Origin of the sequence: Methylobacterium oryzisoli, from assembly GCF_046557895.1 — a bacterium.
GTDB classification, from domain to species: domain Bacteria; phylum Pseudomonadota; class Alphaproteobacteria; order Rhizobiales; family Beijerinckiaceae; genus Methylobacterium; species Methylobacterium oryzisoli.
Map to the genome: position 1 here is coordinate 90214 of NZ_JBKIBX010000018.1, position 23367 is coordinate 113580.

At 71.7% G+C, this 23367-nt stretch carries 29 protein-coding genes; 11 read left to right on the top strand and 18 right to left on the bottom strand.

The genetic code is table 11. From position 1 onward, the window contains the following. Nucleotides 1-61 precede the first annotated feature (61 nt). Complete coding sequence (locus tag ACKUB9_RS18535) at nt 62-1684, bottom strand: ABC-F family ATP-binding cassette domain-containing protein (protein ID WP_407525196.1); 1623 nt, start codon at nt 1682-1684, stop codon at nt 62-64. A 148-nt stretch (nt 1685-1832) separates the two neighbouring features. On the opposite strand from ACKUB9_RS18535, the gene ACKUB9_RS18540 reads away from it, so the two are divergent. Next, nucleotides 1833-2090, top strand: coding sequence for a hypothetical protein (locus ACKUB9_RS18540; protein ID WP_407525198.1), 258 nt, complete (start codon nt 1833-1835; stop codon nt 2088-2090). Here ACKUB9_RS18540 and ACKUB9_RS18545 read toward each other — a convergent pair whose 3' ends face one another. Continuing rightward, on the bottom strand, nt 2091-2270 hold the full coding sequence (locus ACKUB9_RS18545) for a hypothetical protein (protein ID WP_407525201.1): 180 nt from the start codon (nt 2268-2270) through the stop codon (nt 2091-2093). A gap of 187 nt (nt 2271-2457) precedes the next feature. Between ACKUB9_RS18545 and ACKUB9_RS18550 the strand changes: the two genes are divergently transcribed. Then, the gene (locus ACKUB9_RS18550; RefSeq protein ID WP_407525204.1) at nt 2458-4833 is read left to right on the top strand and encodes a penicillin acylase family protein; all 2376 of its coding nucleotides are present in this window, start codon (nt 2458-2460) and stop codon (nt 4831-4833) included. Nucleotides 4834-4873: 40 nt separating this feature from the next. On the opposite strand, the gene ACKUB9_RS18555 is transcribed toward ACKUB9_RS18550, so the two are convergent. From ACKUB9_RS18555 to ACKUB9_RS18585, 7 genes are all read right to left on the bottom strand, one after another. Beyond that, the gene (locus tag ACKUB9_RS18555) at nt 4874-5674 is read right to left on the bottom strand and encodes a transporter substrate-binding domain-containing protein (RefSeq protein ID WP_407525207.1); all 801 of its coding nucleotides are present in this window, start codon (nt 5672-5674) and stop codon (nt 4874-4876) included. 80 nt (nt 5675-5754) lie between these two features. After that, the gene (locus ACKUB9_RS18560) at nt 5755-6483 is read right to left on the bottom strand and encodes an amino acid ABC transporter ATP-binding protein (protein ID WP_407525210.1); all 729 of its coding nucleotides are present in this window, start codon (nt 6481-6483) and stop codon (nt 5755-5757) included. Continuing rightward, the gene (locus ACKUB9_RS18565; RefSeq protein ID WP_407525214.1) at nt 6458-7117 is read right to left on the bottom strand and encodes an amino acid ABC transporter permease; all 660 of its coding nucleotides are present in this window, start codon (nt 7115-7117) and stop codon (nt 6458-6460) included. Before ACKUB9_RS18565 ends, ACKUB9_RS18560 begins: the two co-directional genes overlap by 26 nt. An 11-nt stretch (nt 7118-7128) precedes the next feature. Further along, complete coding sequence (locus ACKUB9_RS18570; protein WP_407525217.1) at nt 7129-7812, bottom strand: amino acid ABC transporter permease; 684 nt, start codon at nt 7810-7812, stop codon at nt 7129-7131. Nucleotides 7813-7823: 11 nt separating this feature from the next. Continuing rightward, nucleotides 7824-8579: a 2-dehydro-3-deoxy-D-gluconate 5-dehydrogenase KduD gene (gene kduD / locus ACKUB9_RS18575; RefSeq protein WP_407525219.1), complete on the bottom strand. Its 756-nt coding sequence runs from the start codon at nt 8577-8579 to the stop codon at nt 7824-7826. Nucleotides 8580-8590: 11 nt separating this feature from the next. Continuing rightward, nucleotides 8591-9427, bottom strand: a complete 837-nt coding sequence (gene kduI / locus ACKUB9_RS18580; protein ID WP_407525285.1) for a 5-dehydro-4-deoxy-D-glucuronate isomerase — start codon at nt 9425-9427, stop codon at nt 8591-8593. Between the two features lie 20 nt (nt 9428-9447). Further along, complete coding sequence (locus ACKUB9_RS18585) at nt 9448-10215, bottom strand: GntR family transcriptional regulator (protein WP_407525288.1); 768 nt, start codon at nt 10213-10215, stop codon at nt 9448-9450. A 263-nt stretch (nt 10216-10478) separates the two neighbouring features. Here ACKUB9_RS18585 and ACKUB9_RS18590 point away from each other — a divergent pair, with 263 nt between their 5' ends. The 4 genes from ACKUB9_RS18590 to ACKUB9_RS18605 all read left to right on the top strand — a co-directional run bounded on the left by ACKUB9_RS18590 (nt 10479) and on the right by ACKUB9_RS18605 (nt 12432). Then, nucleotides 10479-11240: a CDP-diacylglycerol diphosphatase gene (locus ACKUB9_RS18590; protein ID WP_407525222.1), complete on the top strand. Its 762-nt coding sequence runs from the start codon at nt 10479-10481 to the stop codon at nt 11238-11240. A 106-nt stretch (nt 11241-11346) separates the two neighbouring features. Next, nucleotides 11347-11622: a hypothetical protein gene (locus ACKUB9_RS18595; protein ID WP_407525225.1), complete on the top strand. Its 276-nt coding sequence runs from the start codon at nt 11347-11349 to the stop codon at nt 11620-11622. Nucleotides 11623-12055: 433 nt separating this feature from the next. After that, nucleotides 12056-12256 (top strand): hypothetical protein, encoded by a 201-nt coding sequence (locus ACKUB9_RS18600; protein ID WP_407525228.1) that lies wholly within the window; start codon nt 12056-12058, stop codon nt 12254-12256. 17 nt (nt 12257-12273) lie between these two features. Then, nucleotides 12274-12432, top strand: a complete 159-nt coding sequence (locus ACKUB9_RS18605) for a hypothetical protein (RefSeq protein ID WP_407525230.1) — start codon at nt 12274-12276, stop codon at nt 12430-12432. Nucleotides 12433-12457: 25 nt separating this feature from the next. Here ACKUB9_RS18605 and ACKUB9_RS18610 read toward each other — a convergent pair whose 3' ends face one another. Next, nucleotides 12458-12778, bottom strand: a complete 321-nt coding sequence (locus tag ACKUB9_RS18610) for a GYD domain-containing protein (RefSeq protein WP_407525233.1) — start codon at nt 12776-12778, stop codon at nt 12458-12460. Between the two features lie 78 nt (nt 12779-12856). Further along, complete coding sequence (locus ACKUB9_RS18615; protein ID WP_407525236.1) at nt 12857-13222, bottom strand: DUF1476 domain-containing protein; 366 nt, start codon at nt 13220-13222, stop codon at nt 12857-12859. Between the two features lie 179 nt (nt 13223-13401). Here ACKUB9_RS18615 and ACKUB9_RS18620 point away from each other — a divergent pair, with 179 nt between their 5' ends. Further along, a complete protein-coding gene (locus tag ACKUB9_RS18620; protein ID WP_407525239.1) occupies nt 13402-13674 on the top strand; it encodes a DUF2312 domain-containing protein in 273 nt (90 codons plus the stop codon). 38 nt (nt 13675-13712) lie between these two features. Here the strand turns inward: ACKUB9_RS18620 and ACKUB9_RS18625 are convergent, their stop codons facing one another. Then, nucleotides 13713-14456 (bottom strand): AraC family transcriptional regulator, encoded by a 744-nt coding sequence (locus ACKUB9_RS18625; RefSeq protein ID WP_407525242.1) that lies wholly within the window; start codon nt 14454-14456, stop codon nt 13713-13715. 125 nt (nt 14457-14581) lie between these two features. Here ACKUB9_RS18625 and ACKUB9_RS18630 point away from each other — a divergent pair, with 125 nt between their 5' ends. Beyond that, complete coding sequence (locus tag ACKUB9_RS18630; protein WP_407525244.1) at nt 14582-15778, top strand: MFS transporter; 1197 nt, start codon at nt 14582-14584, stop codon at nt 15776-15778. Between the two features lie 15 nt (nt 15779-15793). On the opposite strand, the gene ACKUB9_RS18635 is transcribed toward ACKUB9_RS18630, so the two are convergent. The 3 genes from ACKUB9_RS18635 to hmpA form a co-directional block, all read right to left on the bottom strand. Beyond that, nucleotides 15794-16144: a cupin domain-containing protein gene (locus ACKUB9_RS18635; protein ID WP_407525247.1), complete on the bottom strand. Its 351-nt coding sequence runs from the start codon at nt 16142-16144 to the stop codon at nt 15794-15796. Between the two features lie 227 nt (nt 16145-16371). Next, entirely contained in the window at nt 16372-17223 is an 852-nt protein-coding gene (locus ACKUB9_RS18640) for a 3-hydroxyacyl-CoA dehydrogenase family protein (RefSeq protein ID WP_407525250.1), read from the bottom strand. A 103-nt stretch (nt 17224-17326) separates the two neighbouring features. Next, on the bottom strand, nt 17327-18571 hold the full coding sequence (gene hmpA, locus ACKUB9_RS18645) for an NO-inducible flavohemoprotein (protein WP_407525252.1): 1245 nt from the start codon (nt 18569-18571) through the stop codon (nt 17327-17329). 95 nt (nt 18572-18666) lie between these two features. Here hmpA and ACKUB9_RS18650 point away from each other — a divergent pair, with 95 nt between their 5' ends. Further along, entirely contained in the window at nt 18667-19131 is a 465-nt protein-coding gene (locus ACKUB9_RS18650) for an Rrf2 family transcriptional regulator (protein ID WP_407525255.1), read from the top strand. A gap of 27 nt (nt 19132-19158) precedes the next feature. Here ACKUB9_RS18650 and ACKUB9_RS18655 read toward each other — a convergent pair whose 3' ends face one another. After that, on the bottom strand, nt 19159-20241 hold the full coding sequence (locus ACKUB9_RS18655; RefSeq protein ID WP_407525258.1) for a DUF2778 domain-containing protein: 1083 nt from the start codon (nt 20239-20241) through the stop codon (nt 19159-19161). A 416-nt stretch (nt 20242-20657) separates the two neighbouring features. On the opposite strand from ACKUB9_RS18655, the gene ACKUB9_RS18660 reads away from it, so the two are divergent. After that, nucleotides 20658-21830 carry an alpha-hydroxy acid oxidase gene (locus ACKUB9_RS18660; RefSeq protein WP_407525291.1) on the top strand — a complete coding sequence of 391 codons (1173 nt, stop codon included), beginning with the start codon at nt 20658-20660 and terminating at the stop codon, nt 21828-21830. A gap of 48 nt (nt 21831-21878) precedes the next feature. Here ACKUB9_RS18660 and ACKUB9_RS18665 read toward each other — a convergent pair whose 3' ends face one another. Next, complete coding sequence (locus ACKUB9_RS18665; protein WP_407525261.1) at nt 21879-22118, bottom strand: hypothetical protein; 240 nt, start codon at nt 22116-22118, stop codon at nt 21879-21881. A gap of 238 nt (nt 22119-22356) precedes the next feature. On the opposite strand from ACKUB9_RS18665, the gene ACKUB9_RS18670 reads away from it, so the two are divergent. Continuing rightward, entirely contained in the window at nt 22357-22500 is a 144-nt protein-coding gene (locus ACKUB9_RS18670; protein WP_407525264.1) for a hypothetical protein, read from the top strand. A gap of 310 nt (nt 22501-22810) precedes the next feature. Here the strand turns inward: ACKUB9_RS18670 and ACKUB9_RS18675 are convergent, their stop codons facing one another. Then, nucleotides 22811-23251 (bottom strand): Shedu anti-phage system protein SduA domain-containing protein, encoded by a 441-nt coding sequence (locus ACKUB9_RS18675; RefSeq protein WP_407525267.1) that lies wholly within the window; start codon nt 23249-23251, stop codon nt 22811-22813. Between the last annotated feature and the right edge of the window lie 116 nt (nt 23252-23367).

Consider the following 23367-nt stretch of genomic DNA (forward strand, 5'->3'; position numbering starts at 1 on the left):
GGCAACGGTCGGGCCGCGCACCGGGGGCGGAAGCGGGGCGCCTCGCCCCGCACGCCCCCGCTCAGCCGCGCAGGCCGGGCGCCTCCCGGCCGGTCCGCGCCACGTACTCCGTGTAGCCGCCGCCGTACTGGTGGATGCCCTCGGGCGTGAGTTCGAGCAGGCGGTTGGACAGGGCGGCAAGGAAGTGGCGGTCGTGGGAGACGAACAGCATCGTGCCCTCGTAGCGCGAGAGGGCCGCGATCAGCATCGCCTTGGTGTCCATGTCGAGGTGGTTGGTGGGCTCGTCCAGCACCAGGAAGTTCGGCGGGTCGTAGAGCATCATGGCCATCACCAGCCGGGCCTTCTCGCCCCCCGAGAGCACCCGGCAGCGCTTCTCGACGTCGTCGCCCGAGAAGCCGAAGCAGCCGGCCAGCGCCCGCAGCGAACCCTGGCCCGCCTGCGGGAAGGCCTCCTCCAGGGACTGGAAGATCGTGCGCTCGCCGTCGAGGAGGTCCATGGCGTGCTGCGCGAAGTAGCCGAGCTTGACGCTGCCGCCGAGCGCCACCGTGCCGTCGTCGGGCGGCGTCGTGCCGGTCACCAGCTTCAGCAGCGTCGACTTGCCCGCCCCGTTGACGCCCATCACGCACCAGCGCTCCTTGCGGCGCACCGCGAAGTCGAGCCCGGCGTAGATCGACCGGCTGCCGTAGCGCTTGTGCACGCCCTTGAGGCTCACGACGTCGTCGCCCGAGCGCGGCGCGGGCTGGAACTCGAACGCCACGCTCTGGCGCCGCCGCGGCGGCTCCACGCGCTCGATCTTGTCGAGCTTCTTCACCCGGCTCTGCACCTGGGCGGCGTGCGAAGCGCGCGCCTTGAAGCGCTCGATGAACTTGATCTCCTTGGCGAGCATCGCCTGCTGGCGCTCGAACTGCGCCTGCTGCTGGGTCTCGTTCAGCGCGCGCTGCTGCTCGTAGAAGGCGTAGTCGCCCGAATAGGTCGTGAGGGTGCCGCCGTCGATCTCCACCACCTTGCCGACGATGCGGTTCATGAACTCGCGGTCGTGCGAGGTCATCAGCAGCGCGCCCTCGTAGTTCTTGAGAAAGGCCTCCAGCCAGATCAGGCTCTCGAGGTCGAGGTGGTTGCTCGGCTCGTCGAGCAGCATCACGTCCGGGTTCATCAGGAGGATGCGGGCGAGGGCCACGCGCATCTTCCAGCCCCCCGACAGGGCGCCGACGTCGCCTTCGATCATCTCCCGACTGAAGCTGAGGCCCGCCAGCACCTCCTGCGCCCGGCCTTCGAGCGCGTAGCCGTCGAGTTCCTCGAAGCGCGCCTGCACCTCGCCGTAGCGGGCCACCAGCGCATCGAGCTCGTCCGCCCGGTCCGGATCGGCGAGGGCCGTCTCCAGCGCATGCAGCTCGGTCGCCACCGCGCTCACGGCGCCGGCGCCGTCCATGACCTCGGCGGCGACGCTCCGGCCGGACATCTCGCCCACATCCTGGCTGAAGTAGCCGATGACGACGCCGCGATCCGTCGCGACCTGACCCTCGTCGGGCTGATCCTCGCCGGTGATCATCCGGAAGAGCGTCGTCTTGCCGGCGCCGTTCGGGCCGACGAGCCCGACTTTTTCGCCGCGCTGGAGCGATGCGGAGGCCTCGATGAAGAGGATCTGCTTGCCGTTCTGCTTGCTGATTCTGTCGAGGCGTATCATGCGTCCGCGGGGGCGTCGGGGAAGTCCCCGCGCCCTTAGGCCATCGGGCGCGCCAACGGAAGGGCGGCGAGCCCTGAGGGGCAACGGCGACGGTTGCCAGATCCGCCGCCAGCGGCGACGATCGGGCCGTGAGGTCGGAGCCGCCGCGATGAAGGACCGGATCGCCGATGCGGTCGAGCTGAGTGAGCGCGTCACCCAGGCGTGCCGGGCGCACAACGACAGGATTCTCGACCTCTACCGGTCAGCGTCCGCCGCCGCGAACGCGCGCGACCTGCAGGCGGCCCGGCAGGCCTACCACCAGGCGCAGGAGGCGCTGGCGATCGCGCGGGAGACCACCGCGCAGGTGCTCGACGCCGTCAGGGTCTTCGTGTCGGGCCGCCGCGGCGACCGCACTCCGCCCGATTAGTCAATGCCGATCCGGGCCGGAGCGCTCGGGCCGGACGGCCGGCTCGATCTCGCCGTCGAGGCTGCCGGCCAGACGCCGGGCCTGCGTGGGAGACAGGCCATAGACAAGTTTACGGCCGCTGCTGATCAGCACATACGTCCCATTCTTCTGCTCTTTCAGGCGGATCCTGTCATCCATCATGCCCCCCGCGGCGCAACAGCAACGCCGCATGGAGGGCGTGAGCTGCCGATCTGATGGCGTCAACTGGTGAGTGGGGGCAATGTTCACGCCTTCGTGAAGATATTTATTGCAAGGCCAGGCGGTTCGACGTAGCCGTTCCGGCCTTCCCGCCCGGCGAGGCAGGGCCGGCGCCCGCGGAGGAGCCAGCATGACGACACCGCCCGGTGACCTCACCTTCGCCCTGCCCGGGCTCACGGCGCCTGCCGAGATCCGCATCGACCGCTGGGGTGTCGCGCATATCCGGGCCGGCACCCGCCTCGACGCCTTCCGGGTCCAGGGCTTCAACGCGGCCCGCGACCGGCTCTGGCAGCTCGATCTCTGGCGCAAGCGCGGCCTCGGGCGGCTCGCGGGCGATTTCGGGCCGGGCTACCTCGCGCAGGACCGCGCCGCGCGCCTCTTCCTCTACCGCGGCGACATGGCGGCGGAATGGGCGGCCTACGGGCATCCCGAGACGCGGGCGATCGTGGAGGCCTTCGTCGCCGGCCTGAACGCCTTCGTGGCGCTGACCGAGGCCGAGCCGGCCCGGCTGCCGCCCGAGTTCGTCCGGATGGAAACACGGCCGGAGCGGTGGCAGGCCGAGGACGTTGTGCGCATCCGCAGCCACGCGCTCGTGCGCAACGCCCTCTCGGAGGTGGCCCGCGCCCGGGTGGCGGCCGAGGGGGCGCTCGCCCTCGACCCGATCCGCAAGGTGCTGGCGCCCCCGCATCCCCTGCGCGTGCCCGAGGGCCTCGATCCGGCGGTGATCCCGGCCGACGTGCTCGATCTGGTGCGCCTGGGGACTGCGGGCGTCGGCTTCACGGCCGAGCGGCTGGCCGCCCCGCGGAGCGAGGCGTGGCGCTGGGGCAAGGTCACGGAGCACGGCGAGGTGGTGACCCAGGCCCGGCAGCCCGCCCCGCCGCAGGCCTTGCCGGAGGGCTCGAACAACTGGGCGGTCGGGCCGGGGCGCACCGCGACCGGGCGGCCGATCCTGGCGAGCGATCCTCACCGCGCCTACGGGCTGCCGTCCCTGCGCTACGTCGTCCACCTCACCGCGCCGGGCCTCGACGTGATCGGGGCGGGCGAGCCGGCGATCCCCGGCATCTCCATCGGGCATAACGGCCGCGCCGCCTTCTCGCTCACCATCGCGCCGATCGATCAGGAGGATCTCTGCGTCTACGAGACCCATCCGGACGATCCCGACCTCTATCGCTACGGCGGGGCCTGGGAGCGGATGCGCCGCGTCACGGAGGTAATTCCGGTCCGCGGCGGCCCGGACGAGCCGGTGTCTCTGGCCTTCAGCCGCCACGGGCCGGTGATCCGGGAGGACCGGGCGGCGCGGCGCGCCTTCGCGCTGCGCAGCGTCTGGAGCGAGCCCGGCAGTGCGGCCTACCTCGCGAGCCTCGCCTACCTCGACGCCGCCACGCCGGAGGCCTTCGGAGCGGCGCTGCGGCACTGGTCCGCCCCCTCCGTGAACCAAGTCTACGCGGACGCGAACGGCCGCATCGCGTGGTTCATGGCCGGCAAGGCGCCGCGGCGGAGAGCCGGCGACGGGCTGATGCCGGTGCCGGGCGACGGGCGATACGACTGGGACGGCTTCCACCCGGCCGAGGATCTGCCCCGGGCGATCGATCCGCCGCGGGGCTTCGTCGCCACCGCCAACGAGATGAACCTGCCGCCGGACTATCCGGCGCAGGAGCGCGGCCTCGGCTTCGAGTGGCTGGAGCCGTGGCGGGCCGAGCGCATCCAGGCGGTGCTGGAGGCGCAGCCGCGCCACACCCTCGCGGATTCGATGGCGCTGCAGGGCGACGACCTCTCGCTGCCGGCTGCGCGCCTCGCCCGCCTCGCCGCCGGGCTCGCCGCCGGACTCGCATTGTCCGGGGAGGCGGTCCGCCTGCTCGCGGAGTTCGACGGCCGCCTGCACGAAAACAGCCCGGCCGCCGCCCTCGTCGAGGTGTGGTGGATGCACCACCTGCGCCCGGCGCTGATGCGGCACCTCGCGCCCGCGGCGCCCTTGCGCGCGCTGCTCGCCCCCGGCGATCCGGAGGCGCTCCTCGACCTCCTGACGGCGCCGCGCCCGCCCCTCGACGCCGGGACCCGCGACCGCCTCCTCGCCGAGACCCTGGCGGCGGCCGAGCGCGACTGCCGGGTCCGCCTCGGCGACGATCCGGCGGCCTGGGCCTGGGGCCGGCTGCACCACGCCCTGTTCGCCCACCCGCTCTCCGGCGTCGCGCAAGGCCTGCGCCAAGGCCTGCCCGACGTCGGCCCGCTCCCGGTCGGGGGCTCGGGCGCGACGGTGATGAACACCACCTACCGGCCCGACAGCTTCCGCCTCACGGTCGGGGCCTCGTTCCGGATGGTGGTGGATGTCGGCAACTGGGACGCCAGCGTGTTCGTCAACGCCCCCGGCCAGTCCGGCGACCCGCGTTCGCCGCACTACGACGACCTCGCCGGGACCTGGGCGAAGCGGGGCTACGTGCCGCTCCTCTTCACGCGCGAGGCGGTCGATGCGGCGAGCGCGCAGGTCATCCGCCTGCGCTCCGCCTGAGTCTCGCCGCGCGGCGGTCGCGGGCGAGGACGAGGGCCGGTCAGCTCCGCTCGACGAGATCCGCCGGCAGGTCGCGGCCGTGGAACTTGCGGAAGACGGCGTTGAGGCGCCCGTCCTGCATGTTCTTGCGCACCCAGTCGTTGAGCCACTGCTTCAACGCGTCCTCGCCCTTCGGCAGGGCGATGCCGAGGTTCAGCTCGCTCTGCACGAACTTGGTCTCGAAGGGCCGGTCGGGGCGCTTCTCGTTCATCACGCCGACCACGGCCTCCTGGGTCGAGACGAGATCGACCTGCCCCGAGACCGCGGCGGTGATGAGCGTGGCATCGTCCTCGAAGCGCACGATCTCGGCGCCCTTGGCGTTCTGGCTCACCAGCATGTCGTTGACGGTGGCCCGGGTCACGCCGATGCGCTTGCCGACGATGTCGGGATAGCCCTTCACGGCGAGGCCGGGCACGCCCGCCACGATGATGTTGAGCGTGGCGTAAGGCACCGTGAAGTCGATGACCTTCTTGCGCTCGGGCGTGACCGCGAGGCTGGCGACGAGGATGTCGGCCTTGCCGGTCTGGATGGTCGGCACCCGCGCCGCGTTGGTGATCTGGACGAGGTCGAGGTCGGCCCCGAGATCCTGGGCGATGAGCCGCGCGGTCTCGACGTCGGAGCCGGTGGGCTTGAGGTCCCGGTCGATGAAGGCGAAGCGCGGGATGCCGATCGCCACCGCGATGCGGACCTTCTTCGCCTTGCGGATGTCGGCGAGGGAATCCGCGCGGGCGAGCGGCGTGGTGGCGGTCAGGCAGGCGGCGGCCAGCGCCAGCGTGGCGGTGCGGCGGGTCATTTTGGTCATCGGCGTTCCTCCTCGTATCGTGGTTGGGACTGTGGTGGACTGGATGGGGCGCCGGCGCGGTTTTCGGCCATGCGCCCTCCTCACAGCTCCGAGGCCAGGAAGGTCTGCAGCTCCGGCGTCTGCGGCGCGGTCAGCATCGCGCCGGGGCCGGTCTCCCAGACCCGGCCGGTGTGCATGAAGATCACCCGGTCGGCGACGCGGCGGGCGAAACCCATCTCGTGCGTGACGCAGATCATCGTCATGCCGCCGCGGGCGAGCGCCTCCATCACCTTCAGCACCTCGCCGGTGAGGTGCGGGTCGAGCGCGGAGGTGACCTCGTCGAACAGCATCACCTTGGGCTGCATGGCGAGCGAGCGGGCGATCGCCACCCGCTGCTGCTGGCCGCCCGAGAGCTGCTCGGGGTAGGCGTCGATCTTCTCCGACAGCCCGACCTTCGCCAGCGCCTCCTCGGCGAGGCGGCGCGCCTCGCCGGTCGGCGTGCGCTTCACCCGGCGGGGCGCGAGCGTGATGTTCTCGGCCACCGTCAGGTGCGGGAAGAGGTTGTAGCTCTGAAACACCATGCCGACGTCGCGGCGCAGCGCGCGCAGATCGAGCGCGGGATCGTCGACCCGCCGCCCGCAGACCTCGATGGCGCCGGACTGGATGACCTCCAGCCGGTTGATGCAGCGCAGCGCCGTGCTCTTGCCCGATCCGCTCGGGCCGATCACCGCGACGACCTCGCCGGCCGCGACGTCGAAGCTGACGCCCTTCAGCACCTCGACGGCGCCGAAGCTCTTGTGCACCTCACGCAGGCTGACGACGGCCGACATTGAGCCTCCTTTCGAGCCTGCGGCTCCAGCGCGAGAGCGGGTAGCAGAGGGCGAAGTACAGGCAGCCCGCGAGGCCGAAGACCAGGAAGGGCTGGAACAGCGAGTTGTTGATGAGCTGGCTCGCCCGCGTCAGCTCGACGAAGCCGACCACCGAGGCGAGCGAGGTGCTCTTGAGCACCTGCACGAAGAAGCCGACGGTCGGCGGCACGGCGATGCGGGCCGCCTGGGGCAGGATCACGTCCACGAGCACCTGCCAGCGCGACAGCGCGAGGCATTCTGCCGCCTCGCTCTGCGTGCGCGGCACCGCCTCGACGCAGCCGCGCCAGATCTCGCCCAGGAAGGCGCTGCAGTAGATCATCAGCGAGAGCGCGGCCGCGGCGAGCGGGGGGAGCTCCACCCCGACGACGCCGAGGCCGAAATAGACCAGGAACAGCACGATCAGCAGCGGCAGGCCCTGGATCACCTGCACGTACGCGAAGGAGAGCCGGCGCAGCCAGCGGGAGCGGGCGGTGCGCAGGAGCATCACGCCGAAGCCCGCGACGCTGCCGAGCAGGAAGGCGAGGGCCGACAGCACGATGGTCCAGCCGACGCCCTGCAGCATGAAGACGAGGTAGGTGAGGGAGAAGCCGTCCATCCGTCCCTCCCTCAGAGCGCCGTGCCGAGCCGGCGGCGGCGCGGAAACAGCACCTGCGCCAGGGCGTGGAAGGCGAGCTTCAGGAGGAGCGCGAGCAGCAGGTAGAGCACCGCCACCACGAGGTAGGTCTCGAAGCTGCGGAAGGTGATCGACGTGATGTTGTTGGCCACCGCCGTCAGCTCCTCGGCGGAGATCTGCGAGGTGACCGAGGAGGCGAGCATCATCAGCACGAACTGGCTGGTGAGCGCCGGGTAGACCCGCTCCAGGGCCGGGCGCAGGATGATGTCCCAGTAGATCTGCGCGCGGGTGAGCCCGAGCGATTCCGCGGCCTCGATCTGGCCGTGGGGAATCGTGTCCATGCCGGCCCGCACGATCTCGCCCGTGTAGGCTCCGACGTTGATGACGAGGGTGAGGATCGCCGCGGCGAGCACCGGCAGCCGCACGCCGACGCTGGAGAGCCCGAAGTAGATGAAGAAGATCTGGATCAGGTAGGGGGTGTTGCGCACCGCCTCGACGTAGGCGCCGCAGGCCGCCGACAGCCACGCGCGCGGGCTGCGCCGCCCGATGGCGCACAGGATGCCGATGACGAGGCCGAGCACGGTGGCGACCGCCGTCATCTCCAGCGTGGTCAGCGCCCCCATCAGGAAGTCCGGCCAGTACTCGGCCAGGGCCTCGAAGTCGAAGCGGTAGCGCATGGATCCGCTCCTCAGCGCGCGAGCCAGCCGCCGTCGACGGGCAGCAGGATGCCGTGCACGTAGTCGGCGGCCGGCGAGGCGAGGAAGACCGCCGCGCCCCCGAGATCCCGCGGCTCGCCCCAGCGCCCGGCCGGGATGCGGGCGAGGATCTGCCCGTTGCGCTCCGGGTCCGCCCGCAGGGGCGCGGTGTTGTTGGTGGCGAAGTAGCCCGGCGCGATGGCGTTGACGTTGATGCCGTGGCCCGACCACTCGTTCGCCATCAGGCGCGTGAGGCCGGCCAGCCCGCTCTTGGACGCCGTGTAGGAGGCGATGCGGATGCCGCCCTGGAACGACATCATCGAGGCGATGTGGATGATCTTGCCGCCGGCTCCGTCCGCCAGCATCGGGCGGGCGAAGGCCTGCGAGAGGAAGAACACCCCCTTCAGGTTGACATCGAGCACCGCGTCCCAGTCGGCCTCGGTGAAATCGACCGCCGCCCCGCGCCGGATGGTGCCGGCGTTGTTGACGAGGATGTCGACGCGCCCGCCCTCGCTCGCCTCCGCGACGATGCGGGGGACGGGTTCGAGGCTCGACAGGTCGGCGGCGACCGTCCGGAAGCGCGCGCCCGTCGCCGCCACCGCCTCCTTCGTCTCGCCCATGTCGGAGCGGCCGACCGCGACGATCTCGGCGCCGGCCTCAGCCAGCGCCACCGCGATGCCCCGGCCGAGCCCGGTATTGGCTCCGGTGACGACCGCCTTGCGGCCGGTGAGGTCGAAGAGATGCGTCATCGTCCCCTCCCTCAGCGCAGGTCGCCCATCGCGACCATGTCCATGTCCGTGTAGTCCTGGTTGTCGCCGCCCATCGCCCAGATGAAAGCGTAGTGGCTGGTGCCGACCCCCGAGTGGATCGACCAGCCGGGTGACAGGATCGCCTGCCCGTCCGCCACCACGAGGTGGCGGGTCTCCTGCGGCTCGCCCATCAGGTGGAAGACGCGGGCCTCCGGCGCGAGGTCGAAGTAGAGGTAGACCTCCGAGCGCCGGTCGTGGGTGTGGCAGGGCATGGTGTTCCACGTGCTGCCGGGTTCGAGCTGGGTCAGGCCCATCACGAGCTGGCAGGAGGTGCAGACGCCCGGCAGGATGTACTGGCGGATGGTGCGGCGGTTGCTGGTCTCCTGCGCGCCGACCTGCATGGTCCGGGCGCGGTCCTGCGGGATCAGCACCGTCTCGTGGGCGGCGTGCGCCGGGGTGCTGACGAGGTAGAACTTCGCCGGCCGGGCCGGATCCAGGCTCTCGAACGCGACCTCGCCCGCGCCCATCCCGACGTAGAGCGCGTCCCGCGGCCCCACCTCGTGGGCGCGTCCGGCGACCCGCACGCGGCCGGGGCCGCCGACGTTGATGGTGCCGAGTTCCCGCCGGGCCAGGAAGGCGTCGGTCCCGACCGCGCGGGGGGTCGGCAGGACGAGGGGGCCGCCGACCGGCATGGCGCCGCCGACGACGAGCCGGTCGATGTGGCTGTAGGTCAGCAGCACCTCGCCCGGGGCGAAGAGGCGCTCGATCAGGAAGTGGCGGCGCAGCGCCGCGGTGTCGAAGCCGCGCACGGCCTCCGGATGGGCGACCTGCCGGATCTCGATGGCGATGTCGCTGGTCGGCTCGGTGCTCATGAGGCCTCCGCGGGGCCGGGGCGCGGGGCGCTCCCGGACATGTCGAAGTAGTCGGGGTTCAGTCCGGCGATGCCGCCGAGATCGGCGAGCAGGCCGTCGAGATGCGCGCTCATCGCCGCCCCCGCCCGGGAGGCGTCCCGCCCGCGGATCGCGTCGAGCACCGCCGCGTGCTCGTCGAGCACGCGGGCGAACCGGCCGGGCTGCGGCAGGGTGAGGCGGCGGAAGCGGTCGACCTGGATCTTCACCTGCTGGGTGAGCCGCCACAGGCCGGGATAGCCCGCCGCCGCGGCGACGGCGGCGTGGAAATCCTCGTCGTGCTGGTGGAACGCCGCGCGGTCCTGGGTGCGGGCCGCCTCGCCGAGCGCGGCCATGCTGCGGTCGAGCGCCGCGAGATCGGCGGCCGCCGCGTTCTCGGCGGCGAGCCGCGCGCTGGCCTCCTCCAGGGCGCGGCGGATGACGATCACCTCCGGCAGGTCCCGATAGGGGATGCGCGCCACGTAGGTGCCGGCCTGCGGAAAAATCTCCACCAGCCCCTCGTCGGCGAGCCGCAGCACCGCCTCGTGCACCGGCGTGCGGCTGACGCCGTAGCGGGCGGCGATCTCCTTCTCGTTGATCGGCTGGCCCGGCAGCAGGGCGAGGGCGGCTATCTCGGCGCGCAGCTCCTGGCGGATCACCGTGGCGGCGGACGGCGCCCGCCCCGGCCGCGGCGCGGATGGGATGCGGTTCGGCGCCTTGCGCATCGTCGGCGTGGATCGGCCCGGCATCGCCATCGTCCCTCTCCCGCCGACGCTGCAGCGCGCCGGTCCCGGAGGGCCTCCCTGATCCGCACCGTAAACTGATATATTAGATTTGCAAGCGGTCGTTTCGTGCGCCTCCGCGATCGCCCTTCTCGACGGGCTCCGTCGCGGCAGGCGCCGCGGCGGCCCCGGCCCGGAGTGGACGCGCAGGGCCCCCGGGTGACAGGATGGTCCGGCGTGGCCGCTGCGATCGGCAGCGATCACGCGCCCCCGCTCACCGGAGAGGCTGCGTGCCCGTCGACATCCGCGCCACGCTCCTGTCCGTGCCCGCGCTGGCGGCGCTCGCCACCGCGGTCGAGGCGCTGCCGCGCGACGCGCTCTGGCTGGTGGTCCGCTCCTGCGTCGGTGCCGAGCGGCTGGTGGGCTCGCCCTTTCCCTGCGTCCGGGTGAGCCCGGGGAGCGCGGCCGATCCCGGCACCGCGCTGGTGCGACCGCCCGGAGCGCGCAGCCACCTGCTCGTGGTGCCAACCACCCCCGTCTCGGGTATCGAGGCTCCGGTGCTCCAGGGCGAGGCGGGCCGCGCCTATTGGCGCGCGGCCCTGGATGCCCGCCCCCTCGTCGTCGAGGCGCTGAAGGGCCGGCTGCCGCTGAACGACGTCGCGATGGCGGTGAACTCGAAGGGCGGTCGCTCGCAGGACCAGCTCCACATCCACCTCGATTGCGTGGATCCGGGCGTGCGGGCCGCGCTCGATGCCCATGCGCGCGCCATCGGCAGCACCTGGACCCGGCTGCCCGTCACGCTCAAGGGCGGGCGCTACGACGCCCTGCGCATCGACGCGGCGTCCGCACGGGACTTCAACCCCTTCGCGGCCCTGGCCCGCCTTCCGGCGACGCGAGGCGGCCTGCGCGCGATGAGCGTCGCCGTTGTGGCCACGGCCGCGGACGACCCGCGTCCGGGCTTCCTCGTGCTCGCCCGGCAGGCTCCTCGCGCCCACGCGGAGGCCCTCCTCGACCATGGCTGCGAGATCGCCTCGCAGGTCGCCGCGCGCTGACGGGCGCCGGGAGCGCCGGCCCGGCCCTCGCGCTAACCGTTAGCCCCTTCCAGTTTTCGGCCCGTCGGCCGATGTCTTGTACTAAGGTACAAGAAGGGAGGATCTCATGAAGGCTCAGGCGCTGCTCGATCACCCGTCGAACCCCGGCGATCTTGAACCCCTTCAGATCATGCTCGCGCGTCTCGCCGACCTGGAGACGCGCTACGACGTGGAGCGTGGCCGCATCCGTGAGAGCCATGCCGACGACGCGCTGAAGCACCGGATCCTGGCCCTCCTCGACCTGCGCTACAGGGCCGAGCGCCAATCCCTCGTGCTGCGGCTGGCCGAGCTGCACGAGCGCCACAGGACCGACCTGATGGGGCTGCGCCCGACCCGGCATTGACCGCCCGGCCTGTGCGGGCTGGCGGCCTGCTTGCCCGATCCTTATGGCCGCAACACTGCGCTCCCGCGCCCGTCGCGCAGGCACGATCCTGAACTCCGAGACAACAGAACCTGCCTGACGATGCGGCGACGGCCGGGGAAGCCGCGCCGAAGCTCCGCCGGTTCATGGCGCTGCCCGCTCCCCACGTCGCAGCCGCCTGCGACAGGCCAGTCTCGACTGCGCTCAAGCGGTGCGTGCGACAGTTTCCGCTCGGCGCAGCACTATTCGGACGCGCCCGAACACGGGATTTTCTCCGGTTTGGCATGGCCTGTGCTTGGCGATGGACCGCTCCGGGGCACCACCGTGAGGCGCCATCTTGGCTCGCGCTCGCCTGTCGAACCTTGACCTTGACGGACCTGCCAGCTTGACCGTCTGGCAGTCCCGGCCGGACTGCATGAAGGCCGTGCTGCCGGTCGAGTTCGCGACGGTGCGCGAGGCGCTCGCGGCCGCGGCGGCCGCCCTGAGCGATCCGGTGGCGAGCCCGTGGATCATCACCGCGGGCGGGCTGATCCTCACGCCCGCATGGCTCGAGGACTATCTCGACGACGAGGCCGACCCATTTCCTCCCTCGCCAAGCACGTCCTGGCCTTCCTGAGGCCGAGGACGCCCGCCATGGGCCGCGCCGGACCGGGCCATGCCGGCTCCGGTCCGTCGCCGGCGGCCGTGTGCGAGGCGTGCGGCGCCACGCCGGAGGACGAGGAGGAGCAGCGGGACGTCTACCGCATCGGCCTCTGCCGCGACTGCCTGGAGAGGGACGACGAGGCCGGGTGAGGCGGACGCCTGCGCGCGGCGATCCTCAGCTCCGCCAGCGCGGCGCCCCTTCGTAGCTGAGGGACGCCACGATCTGCCGGAAGGCCGCTTCCGGAAAGGCCTTCAGCGTCTGGGTGCGGACATTGCCCAGCATCCCGAGCTGCAGGTTGAACCGCGCCGCGACCGCGTCGTCCGGCGCCTCGTAGACGGCGATGATGTCGTAGCCGCCCATGGTCAGGAAGACCTGCTGGAAGCGCCCGCCCATCGCGGCCAGCATCGCCTTGGCGGCGTCGAGCCGTTCGGGCGAATCCTTGGCCGCGCGCGCGCCCTGATCGGTCCAGTTCGCCAGCATGATGTAGGTGGTCATCGCCAGCCTCCGCGGAACGGAATGACCGGGCGCCAGTCTGCCACGACTAGGCACGGACGTCGATGACCGGCGCGGCCGTCAGGCCGCCGCCCGGGCCGCGAGCCGGCGGGTCATGCGCGCGGCCACGAGGCCGGCCGTGCCGGCGGCCTGGGCGGTGGAGCGCAGCATCTCGGTGCGGAGGTCGGCCAGGGAGACATCGACCCCGTTCGCCGCGAGATCGGCCCGGACGCGCGCCAGCAAGGCCTCGTCGTCGACGCCGCCGATCATCGCGGCGATCAGCACTCGGGCATAGGCTTCGGAGGTCTGATCGTCCACACCGAGCTGTCGAACAGCATAAGCCGCCAGCGCCCGCACCGCATAGCAGTGTGCAGCGAATCGCATTTCTTCGGAACGGGCGAACAAAAGCTCGGCGGCGCGCTCACGCTCTTCAAAAGCTTTGATCATTCTTTCCTCCTTGGAACGACAGACTTCAGGATCGCGACAAGGTTCTACAATGACATTTGTTAGGCTGAGGGCTGATTGGTTCGGCCGGACGGGTGCGGCGGGCCGCCGCCCGCGCCGGCTTAACGCCTCGCTAAGCGCGATGCCCGACCCTGCGCGTCCGCTGTGAGGAAGGAGCAACCATGAGCGACACGGCCGGCATCCCGGGCGACCGGATCCGCACCATCATCGAGCGCGTGGAGAAGCTCGACGAGGAGATCAAGGACCTCACCGAGGCCAAGAAGGAGATCTTCCTGGAGGCCAAGAGCGACGGGCTCGACGTGAAGATCCTCAAGGAGATCATCAAGCTGCGCAAGCAGGACCAAGACGAGCGCGACGAGCACGAGACGCTGCTCGACGTCTATCTCCGGGCCATGGACGCGCCGGTGCCGGCGCCGAGCGCCCAGGCCGCCTAGTTCGCCAGCATGATGTGGCGCGGCCGGCGGGCGGCCGCTCAGGACCCGAGGGTGCGCCGCATGACGGTGCGCAGCACCTGCGGGTTCGCGTAGCCGACCGCCGCCGCGACCGCGTGCGGCGCGGTGCCCTCCGCGCCGAGCGCGAGCGCCCGCGCCACCCGTGCCCGCGCCCGCCACGTGCCGAAGCTCAGGCCGGTCTCGGCCCGGAAACGCCGCGTCAGCGTGCGGCGGCTGGCGCCGGCGAGCCCCGCCCAGGCATCGAGGTCGCGGGACGTGCAGGGATCGGCGACGATCTCCGCGCAGACCCGCCGCAGCCGCGGGTCCTGCGGCATCGGCAGGGTCAGCGGCGTCTCGGGCGCGCGCCGGATCTCGTCCAGCACCAGCGCGGCGAGCAGGCCGCCGCGCCCGGCCTCGTCGTACAGGACCGGCTCCTCGGCGATGGCCGCCAGCGCCGCCGCCAGCAGCCGCGAGACCCGCAGCACCCGGCACGCCATCTCCGCCGCCGCCGTGCCCTCGACCGCGATGTAGGCGGAGGACATCGCGACCGGGCCGCACATCGTCACGTCGTGGAGGAGGTTCGGGGGAATCCACAGGGCATGGCCCGATGGCACCACCCAGGTGCCGAGCCCGGTGCTGGCCACCATCAGCCCGGCCGTCGCGTAGAGCAGCTGCGCGCGGGGATGGCTGTGCGGGCCCGTCGTCGCGCCGGCCGGGTAGGTCTTGGGCATCACCGCCAATGGGCGCGGCACGTCCTGATAATCCGCCGAGCAGTCCGAGCGCATCGCCTCCTCAGCCTCCTCCTTGGCCCGATCGCGCGCAATTTCGGCCCGACCGCGCGGACGGGTCAAGGTAGGATGGCGCACGACGCGGGTCCGGACGCCCGCGAAGGCCCAGACGAGTTTTTTCGATGAGTCCCGACCGCCTCTCCCGCCGCACGCTGCTGTTCGTCAACATCGCGCACGCGCTCGATCACTTCGTGCTGCTGATCTATCCGACCGCGGTGATCGCCATCGCGGCCGAGACGGGGCTCGACTACGCCACGCTGATCGGGCTCGCCACGGGCGCCTTCGTGGCCTTCGGGCTCTGCTCGCTGCCGATGGGCTGGCTCGCCGACCGGTTCGGGCGCCGCACGCTGCTGGCGGTGTTCTTCTTCGGCTACGGCCTGTCGTGCCTGGGCGTCGCCTCGGCGGGAAGCCGCACCGCCTTCGCGGTGTGGCTGCTGGTGCTGGGCGTGGCCTCGGCGATCTATCACCCGGTCGGCTCGACCATGCTGGTGACGCACGCGCGCCGCCTGGGGCGCGACCTCGGCATCAACGGCGTCTGGGGCAATCTCGGCGCCGCCTCCGCCTCGGGCGTCACCGCCCTGGTGGCCGCTGCCTTGGGCTGGCGGGCGGCCTTCATCCTGCCGGGCCTCGTCTGCCTCGCCGCCGGGGCCGCGTTCGTCGCCCTGGTGCCGGGCGACGGGGAGGGGACGGCGCAGAAGGCGGGCGGCGCGCCCCTCATCCCGGTGGCGCGCCCGCTCGTGCTGCTCGCGGTGTTCGCCATGGCGGTGGTCGCGGGCGGCATGACCTTCAACGTGACCACGATCGCGCTGCCCAAGGTTCTCGACGAGCGGCTCGGGCTCGACCTGCCCCTGGTGCTGACCGGCTCGCTCGCCACGCTGGTCTTCGTGTTCGGCGCGCTGACGCAGCTGCTGATGGGCCGCCTCGTCGACCGGTTCAGCCTGCCGACGATCTTCGTCGGGCTGTCCGTGCTCCAGCCGGTCGGCCTGGGGCTGGCCGCGGCGGCGACCGGGGTGCCGCTCGTGGCCGGCCTCGTGCTGATCACCGCGGCGATCTACGGGCAGGTCGTCGTGAACGACGCCATGGTGGCGCGCTACGTGCCGGCCCGGCACCGGGCCAAGGCGTTCAGCGTGCGCTACTTCCTGGGCTTCACGGCGAGCGGGTTCGCGGTGCCGCTGATCGCGCTGCTGCACGGGATGGGCGGGTTCCCGCTGGTGCTCGCGGCGGCGGCCGGATTCGGCGCCGTGGTGTTCACCGCGGCGGTGGCGTTCCACGCGGTCGCGCAGGCCGCCCCCGCCCGGCCCGCCGCGCCCGCGGAGTGAGGGGGCCCGCCGCGCTCAGATCGCGGTCTTGACGGCGGCGGTCGCCGGGTCGCCGGTGTTCGGCGTGCCGGCCGGTTCGATCAGCAGGAGATGCACCTCCTCGTCCGCCACCGGCCGGTGCTCGACGCCCTTCGGCACGACGTAGAGGTCGCCGGGGCCGAGATGCACCTCGCCGTCGCGCAGCTGGATCGTCAGCCGGCCCTTGAGGACGAGGAAGAGGTCGTCCGTGTCGGGATGCGCGTGCCAGACGAACTCCCCCTGGACCTTGACGACCATGACGTCGTGACCGTTGAACTGCGTCACGATCTTGGGCGACCAGTGCTCGGTGAAGGCGGACAGTTTGTCCTCAAGGCGGATGGCGCGCATGCGGATCCTCGACGCTCGACCTGACGGCACGCCCCCCTAAGCATCATTCCGCCGGCCGAATCGGCCGGTGCCGCCTGATCGGCCGGTGCCGAAGTGGTCACCGGTTCGGCGGCGAAATGATGCAAAAACAAGAGGCCAAGCAGAATTGCCCCGTGCAATTCTGCTTAGAGCCGGGGACGGCGCGGCCCGCAAGCCCGCCGCCCGGTGCGGATCGGCCGGTCCGCCCCTCAGCGCCGCCAGCCGGGCCTGCCGCGGCCCCCGACATAACCGGCCTTGACCCGCTGCTTCAGGAGCGGGCGCGGCCGGAAGCGCTCGCCGTAGGCGTCCTGCAAGATCTCCTGGACCTGCAGGCAGAGGCTGGAGGTCGTGGCGTCCATCAGTTCGAACGGGCCGACCGGATGGCCGAGGCCGAGCCGGCAGGCGGTGTCGATGTCGGCGGGCGTCGCCACCCCTTCCTCGACGAGCCGCACCGCCTCGATCATGAAGGCGTGCAGGAGGCGGTTCACCGCGAAGCCGGCCACGTCCTTGATCTCGATCGGCGTCTTGCCGATGGAGGCGCACAGCGCGAGGATTTTTTCGACCACCTCGCGGGCGGTCTCGAAGGCCGGGATCACCTCCACGAGCTTCATGCGCGTCACGGGCGAAAAATAGTGCGTGCCGAGGAAGCGCGGCCGGCGCGCGGGGGCGACCTCGGCGGCCAGCACGCTGATCGGGATCGTCGAGGTGTTGGTCGCCAGGATGCAATCCGGCCGGCAATGGGCGTCGAGGTCGCGGAAGACCGCCGCCTTCACGTCCTGCTGCTCGAAGACGGCCTCCGTGACGAAGCCGCAGGCGGCCATCGCCGCGAGATCGGTGGTGGCGGACAGCCGCCCGAAGGCGGCCTCGCGCTCCGCGGCCGGCAGCGCCCCGCGCTGCACGCCGCGCTCGTACACGCCCTGCAGCCGCTCCAGCGCCGCGGCCAGGGCCTCCGGCGAGCGGTCGGCCAGCACGACCGCGTGCCCGGCCAGGGCGAAGGTGAGGGCGATCTCCGACCCCATCAGGCCCGCCCCCACGACGCCCACTGTCATCGTGCTCGTCACCGCATCTCCTCCCATCGTGCCGCGGCCGCGAGTCCGGCCGCGCGCGTAACGTAGAGCGAAAGGCAGGTGCGCGCCGCCCCCCGGCGGAGCGGCGCGCCGCGCGTCAGGCCGCTGCCTGCCGGGGCGCGTCGAGCAGGTCGTCGGCCGGGCCGAAGAACTCGAAGCGCACCCGGTCGCCCGGCACGCCGTGGCGCTGCAGTCCGGTCACGAGGGCGGCGAGGAAGGGCTTGGGCCCGCACAGGTAGTAGGTCGCCGCCGCGTGCGGCGTGTGCGCGACGAGCCAGTCCGCGGTGATCAGGCCTTGCGCATCGTAGTGGTCGCCCAGCCGGTCCTGCGCCTCCGGTTCGGCGTAGAAGGTCTTGAGGCGGATCGCTCCCCGGCCGGCCGCGAGCGCCCGGGCGTGGTCGCGCATCGCGTGCACGCGGCCGTTCAGGGCGCCGTGGACGTACCATGTCGGACGCGCGGGCGTCGCCGCGGCGATCGTCTCCAGCATGCTCACCATCGGGGTGAGCCCGACGCCGCCGCTCACCAGCACCACCGGCGCCTCGTCCGCCCGGTCGAGGACGAACTCGCCCGCCGGAGCCGAGACCTTCAGGACGGTCCCGGATCCCGCGTGATCGTGCAGCCACGTCGAGACGAGGCCCGCCGGCTCGCCGGCCCGGCCCTCGCGCTTGACGGTGATGCGGTAGGCGCGGTCGTTGGGGGCGCAGGAGATCGAGTAGTTGCGCTTCAGCACGCCCCGCCCGGGCAGCGTGACGAGGAAGCCGAGATACTGGCCCGGCTCGTGCCGCAGCACCGGACCGCCATCCGCCGGGACCAGCACGAAGGAGCAGATCGTCTCGCTCTCGGGCGTCACGCTCTCCACCACGAAGTCGCGCCAGCCGTTCCAGCCGCCGGGCCTCCCCGCCTGCTCGCGGTAGATCGCGGCCTCCCGCCCGATCAGCAGCTCGGCCAGGAACCAGTACGCCTCGCCCCAGGCGGCGCAGATCTCGGGCGTCGCCGCCGCGCCGAGCACGTCCCGGATCGCGCCGAGCAGGGCGTCCGCCACGAAGGGGTAATGCTCGGGCAGGATGTTGAGGGCGACGTGCTTCTGCGCGATGCGCTCCACCGCGCCGCCCAGCGCCCCGAGGTTGTCGATGTTGCGGGCATAGGCCAGCACCGCCTGGGCGAGCGCCTTCGGCTGCGATCCGGTCTCGCCGTGATGCGACTGGTTGAAGAGGTCGCGGATGTCCGGGTTCTCGAACAAGCGCTCGTACAGGCGCCGGGTAATGGCGAGGCCGTGCGCGTCGAGCGCCGGGACGGTGGCCTTGATCAGCGCGACGGTGGCGGGGGTGAGCGGGGTGGGCATCGGCAGCTCTCAAAGGTGCATAACGCATGCACCTTATAGGGTGCGCCTTTAAAAGATGCAACGAGAGTGTACCTTATAACGGTAAGGGAGCCCGCATGCGCCTGACCCGCTACACCGACTACGCCCTGCGCACCCTGATCTATCTCGGCGTCCACGAGCCGCGGCAGAGTTCGATCGCCGAGATCGCGCGGGCTTACGGCATCTCGGAGAACCACCTGACCAAGGTGGTGCACCAGCTCGGCCGGCTCGGGCTGATCCGAACCATCCGCGGGCGCGGCGGGGGCCTGCGGCTGGCATTGCCGCCGGCCGAGATCGTGGTCGGGGCCGTGGTGCGGCAGACGGAGGAGGATCTGGCGCTGGTGGAGTGCTTCGCGGGCCATGCCTGCGCGATCACCCCGTCCTGCCGCCTGAAGCGTGCCCTCGGCGAGGCGCTGGCGGCCTTCCTGGAGGTGCTCGACCGCACCACGCTGGCCGACCTGCTGGAGGGCCCGGCGCGGTCGGACCTCGCCCGCCTGCTCGAGATCCCGAGCCCGATCGGCGCCGCGCCGGCGGCGCCCTGATCCCGCGAGGGCGGGACCGGCGTCGTCTCAGCCGCCGTTCGCGGCGGCCTGACGGGTCAGCAGGCCGATCTGGCTCGGCGGGACTCCGTCCGGCCCGCGCCCGGCCACGACGACGAGGCGCTGCACCTCGCCGCGCAGGAAGGCCTGGAGGAAGCGGTTGTAGTCGCGGAAGGAGACGCAGCCGTTCGACTGGCCGCTCGGGCCCAGCATGTAGCTGTGGGCGAGGAGCCCGGCGCGGTTGTGGATCGCGCCCGGGCCGCCCACCGGGTTGAGGCGGATGGCGCGCACCCCGTGGAAGAGGGCCTCGCGCTCGGTGAGGTCGTAGGTGCCCGGCGGCGTGGCGCCGTGCATCCGCACGTGCACGTGGCGCGGATCGTCCATCTTCGGGCCGAGGCCCGAATGGGCTTCGAGCCGCTCGCCGCTCGGCAGCGTCACGGTCCGGGCCGTGATGTCGTAGACCGCGACCCCCCCGGACGGGTTCGCACTCGCCGGCGGGAGGATGCGCCGGACCGGTCCCTGCTCGACGGGCCGGGGTTCCAGCGACGCGTAGGACAGGGCGGTGTTCGAGGAGGCCGGCAGGTCGAACAGCTTCTCGATGAAGGTGCGGCTGTCCTCGGGGGGCGGGGCGACCGCGGCCTGGCGCCGGGCGGCCCGCTCCGCCGCGCCGGGCCTCGCCGTCCGCGGCGTCCGGAATTCCGGCGGGCGCGGCACCGGCAGCGGCACCGGTTGGGCGAGCGGGGCGCTCGGCGCGACCGCCGGCGTCTCCGTCTCCGTCTCCGCCGGCGGCAGGCTGGGTTCGGCCGCGAGGCCCGGCACCGTCTCCACCGCATCGAGGAGCGCGCTCTGCCAGCCAGCCTCGTCCGGAGCGGGCGCCTGTTCGGCCACGATCGCCGGAGGCGTGAGCGGCACGGCCGCTTCGGTCTCGCCGAGCGACGGGCCGGTCTCGCGCGGCAGCACCGCCGGATTCCGCAGGTCGGCGTAGCGGGCACCGAGCACGCCGGCCCCCATCAGGACGGCGAGGGACAGCGCGAGCGGCGCGAGGCCGCGGCGAGGCGACGGGGCGGGCGCGCCCGGGGGCAGGGGGGAGGGGGCCGCATCCACGCCAGTCACGTCTCGTCCTCCCGACAGATCCCGTCGGATCCCTCATCTCCACGGAGGCAGGGCGCCGCGCGCGACGCGCCGGCCTGCTCCGGTTCTCCGGTAGAGAAGGACTGGTACGGACCGGCTTTTCTTGGGCAGGAGCGTGGCCAATCCGAGAAGAGTGAGGTCCTTTACTGCCAAGCTGGGCGCAGTCCATTGCCAAGCTTGGCCGATAGTCTCGGCAACACGGCCGCTGTCGCGGGAGTGCGCCCGCGCCGCGCGTGCCTGGGATCGTTCGACTGGGCGCCTAAGGGGTGGGCAAAGGCCGTTCCGGCAGGCTATGGCCTAGCACACCTTCCCGGTTTTCGAGCCCGGGCCGCCGGGCCGTGCAGCGTGAGACATCCATGAGTTCGACCCGTATGCCCTCGTCGCGGCCGCCGTCGCTGATGTCGCGGTTCTTCTCCGAGGCCCCCGTCACCTGCATCGAGGACCTGCGGCGGCTCGCCGAGCGGCGGGTGCCGCGCATGTTCTACGACTACGCGGATTCGGGCTCCTACACCGAGAGCACCTACCGGGCGAACGAGGGCGACTTCGCGCCGATCAAGCTGCGCCAGCGCGTCGCCGTCGACATGACGAATCGGACCCTCGCGAGCCAGATGGTCGGCCAGCCGGTGAGCATGCCGGTGGCGCTCGCGCCCACCGGGCTGACGGGCATGCAGCACGCGGACGGGGAGATCCTGGCCGCCCGTGCCGCCGCCAAGGCGGGCGTGCCCTTCACGCTCTCCACCATGAGCATCTGCTCGATCGAGGACGTGGCCGAGAACACCGACCGCCCGTTCTGGTTCCAGCTCTACGTCATGCGCGACCGGGACTTCATCAACCGCCTGATCGACCGCGCGAAGGCGGTGGGGTGCTCGGCCCTGGTGCTGACCCTCGACCTGCAGATCCTCGGCCAGCGCCACAAGGACATCCGCAACGGGCTCTCGACCCCGCCCCGGATGACGCTGCCGAACATCGTCAACCTCGCGACGAAGCCGCGCTGGTGCCTCAGCATGCTGCAGACGCAGCGGCGCACCTTCCGCAACATCGTCGGCCACGCGAGCGGGGTGAGCGACCTCTCCTCCCTCTCCTCGTGGACCGCCGAGCAGTTCGATCCGACCCTCAACTGGGACGACGTCAAGCGAATCCAGGACCGCTGGGGCGGGCCGCTGATCCTCAAGGGCATCCTCGATCCGGAGGATGCCGAACTCGCCGCCCGCAGCGGCGCCCAGGCGCTGATCGTGTCAAATCACGGCGGGCGCCAGCTCGACGGCGCGCCCTCCTCGATCTCGGCGCTGCCGGCCATCGCGGCTGAGGTCGGCGACCGGATCGAGGTGCTGATGGACGGCGGCATCCGCTCGGGGCAGGACGTCATCAAGGCGCTCGCGCTCGGCGCCAAGGGCGTCTTCATCGGCCGCGCCTTCCTGTACGGGCTCGGGGCCGGGGGCGAGGCGGGCGTGACCCAGTGCCTCGACATCATCCGCAAGGAGCTCGACGTCACCATGGCGATGTGCGGCCTGCGCGACATCAAGGCGGTCACGGCCGACATCCTGGCGACGAAGCCCGTCGCGGCGGCCTGACACCGGACGATGTCCCGCGGCGCGCGGATGCGCCGCGGGAGCGGATTTTTACATCCGGCGCATCATCCGGCGGTGCATCATGTGCCGGTGCATCCGGTGCTCGCGCCGCATCTCGCGCCGCATCATCCGCTTGCGCATCACGTGCCGCTCCATCCGGGTCATCTGCGCGTAGGCCGTCGGCACCGCGCCGAGGCCCGGAGCGGTCGCTGCCGCCGAGGCGGATCCGGCGCCGAGGGTGAGCCCTCCCAGAACCAGGGCCGCGGCCAAGCCGAGCATGCTCTTCTTCATTGTTGGGGATTCTCCGGTTCAGCTCCTGCAGGTGCAGAAGAAAGCTTCACCCTGCGGATGAGGCCCCCACACAAGCTTTCGTCCGAGGCCGGGGTTCCCCGGGAAAAATCGTCCTCATCCCGAATCGTGCGCAGAGTCGCGCAGAAACTCCGCCCCAGTTCGGGACCTGCGATCCGCGCCGCGCGTTGAGAGGGACCGAGCCGCACAGCCGAGGTCGGCCGCGATGGGGGGAGCGACGATGGACGAGGGCATCCGGATCCAGGCCGACACGGACGGCACCTTCAGCCTCCACAGCGACGACCGGGTGATCCTGCGCGGCCTCACGCGCGAGAAGGCCTACCGGCTCGCCTCCCGCCTCGGCGGGCTCGCCATCGCGTATTGAGGCGTCGGCCTTCTGGCGCGGATCTTGAAAGCCCTCGCACGGCCGGGTACTCGGCCCCGTCGGGAGGCGTGATGCATTTCTTCGCGAGCGCAGTCGTGATCGTCGCCGTGCTGGTCGGGCTCGGCGTCCTGGGCCGGCATTCCGAGGGCCCGCCGCTGTCCTGATCCGGGCCGTCCTCCCGGCTGGAGTCGACGCTCGATCGTGTCGTCACACAGCCTGAACGCATCGCAGACCGTGAGCGCGGACGCGCGCAAGCGGTTCCGCTGGCCGACCTCCGACCAGATGGACGTTTGTCCGCACCATGCCGTCGTCAAGACCAGGTTTTTGCAACCGCTAGATTATCTTCCATGCTGCGGACCATCTCGTCGTAGGTCAGCACCAAGGCCGGTTGGCCTTCCACCTTGAGATGATCGCGCCGGTGCTTGAACCGTTTGCGTTCCACGTCATCGGCAAGGCTCGCATCGCGTCCGCAGATGACAGCGTACGCACTGGTCGTGATCGGGCCACCAAAGCCGGCGAGCAGAACCGAGTCGTTCGGATGATCGGACCGGACCCAAGCCCAGTCAAGGATCTGACTGAAGCCATGCTCGATCCGCGGCGACCAGTAACGGTATTGGACGGTGCCTCTCTTGAAAATACTCGTTGCTTGCGCATCCTCGAACTCGATGAGCCCGAACCGGCGCTGGCCGGCGTTGCCCAGCACCAAGTCGGTGCGGAACATCCCTTTCAGTGCAAGTTCGAACTTGATCATGTCCGGAGCCGGCAGGCCCAACGTCGACGCCAAGAGGCACGCCATGTTCCTCCGCCCCACGGTTGCTTGAGACACCCCGTTAGCGGACGGTCTCCGCGGCAGGGGTGAGGACGATG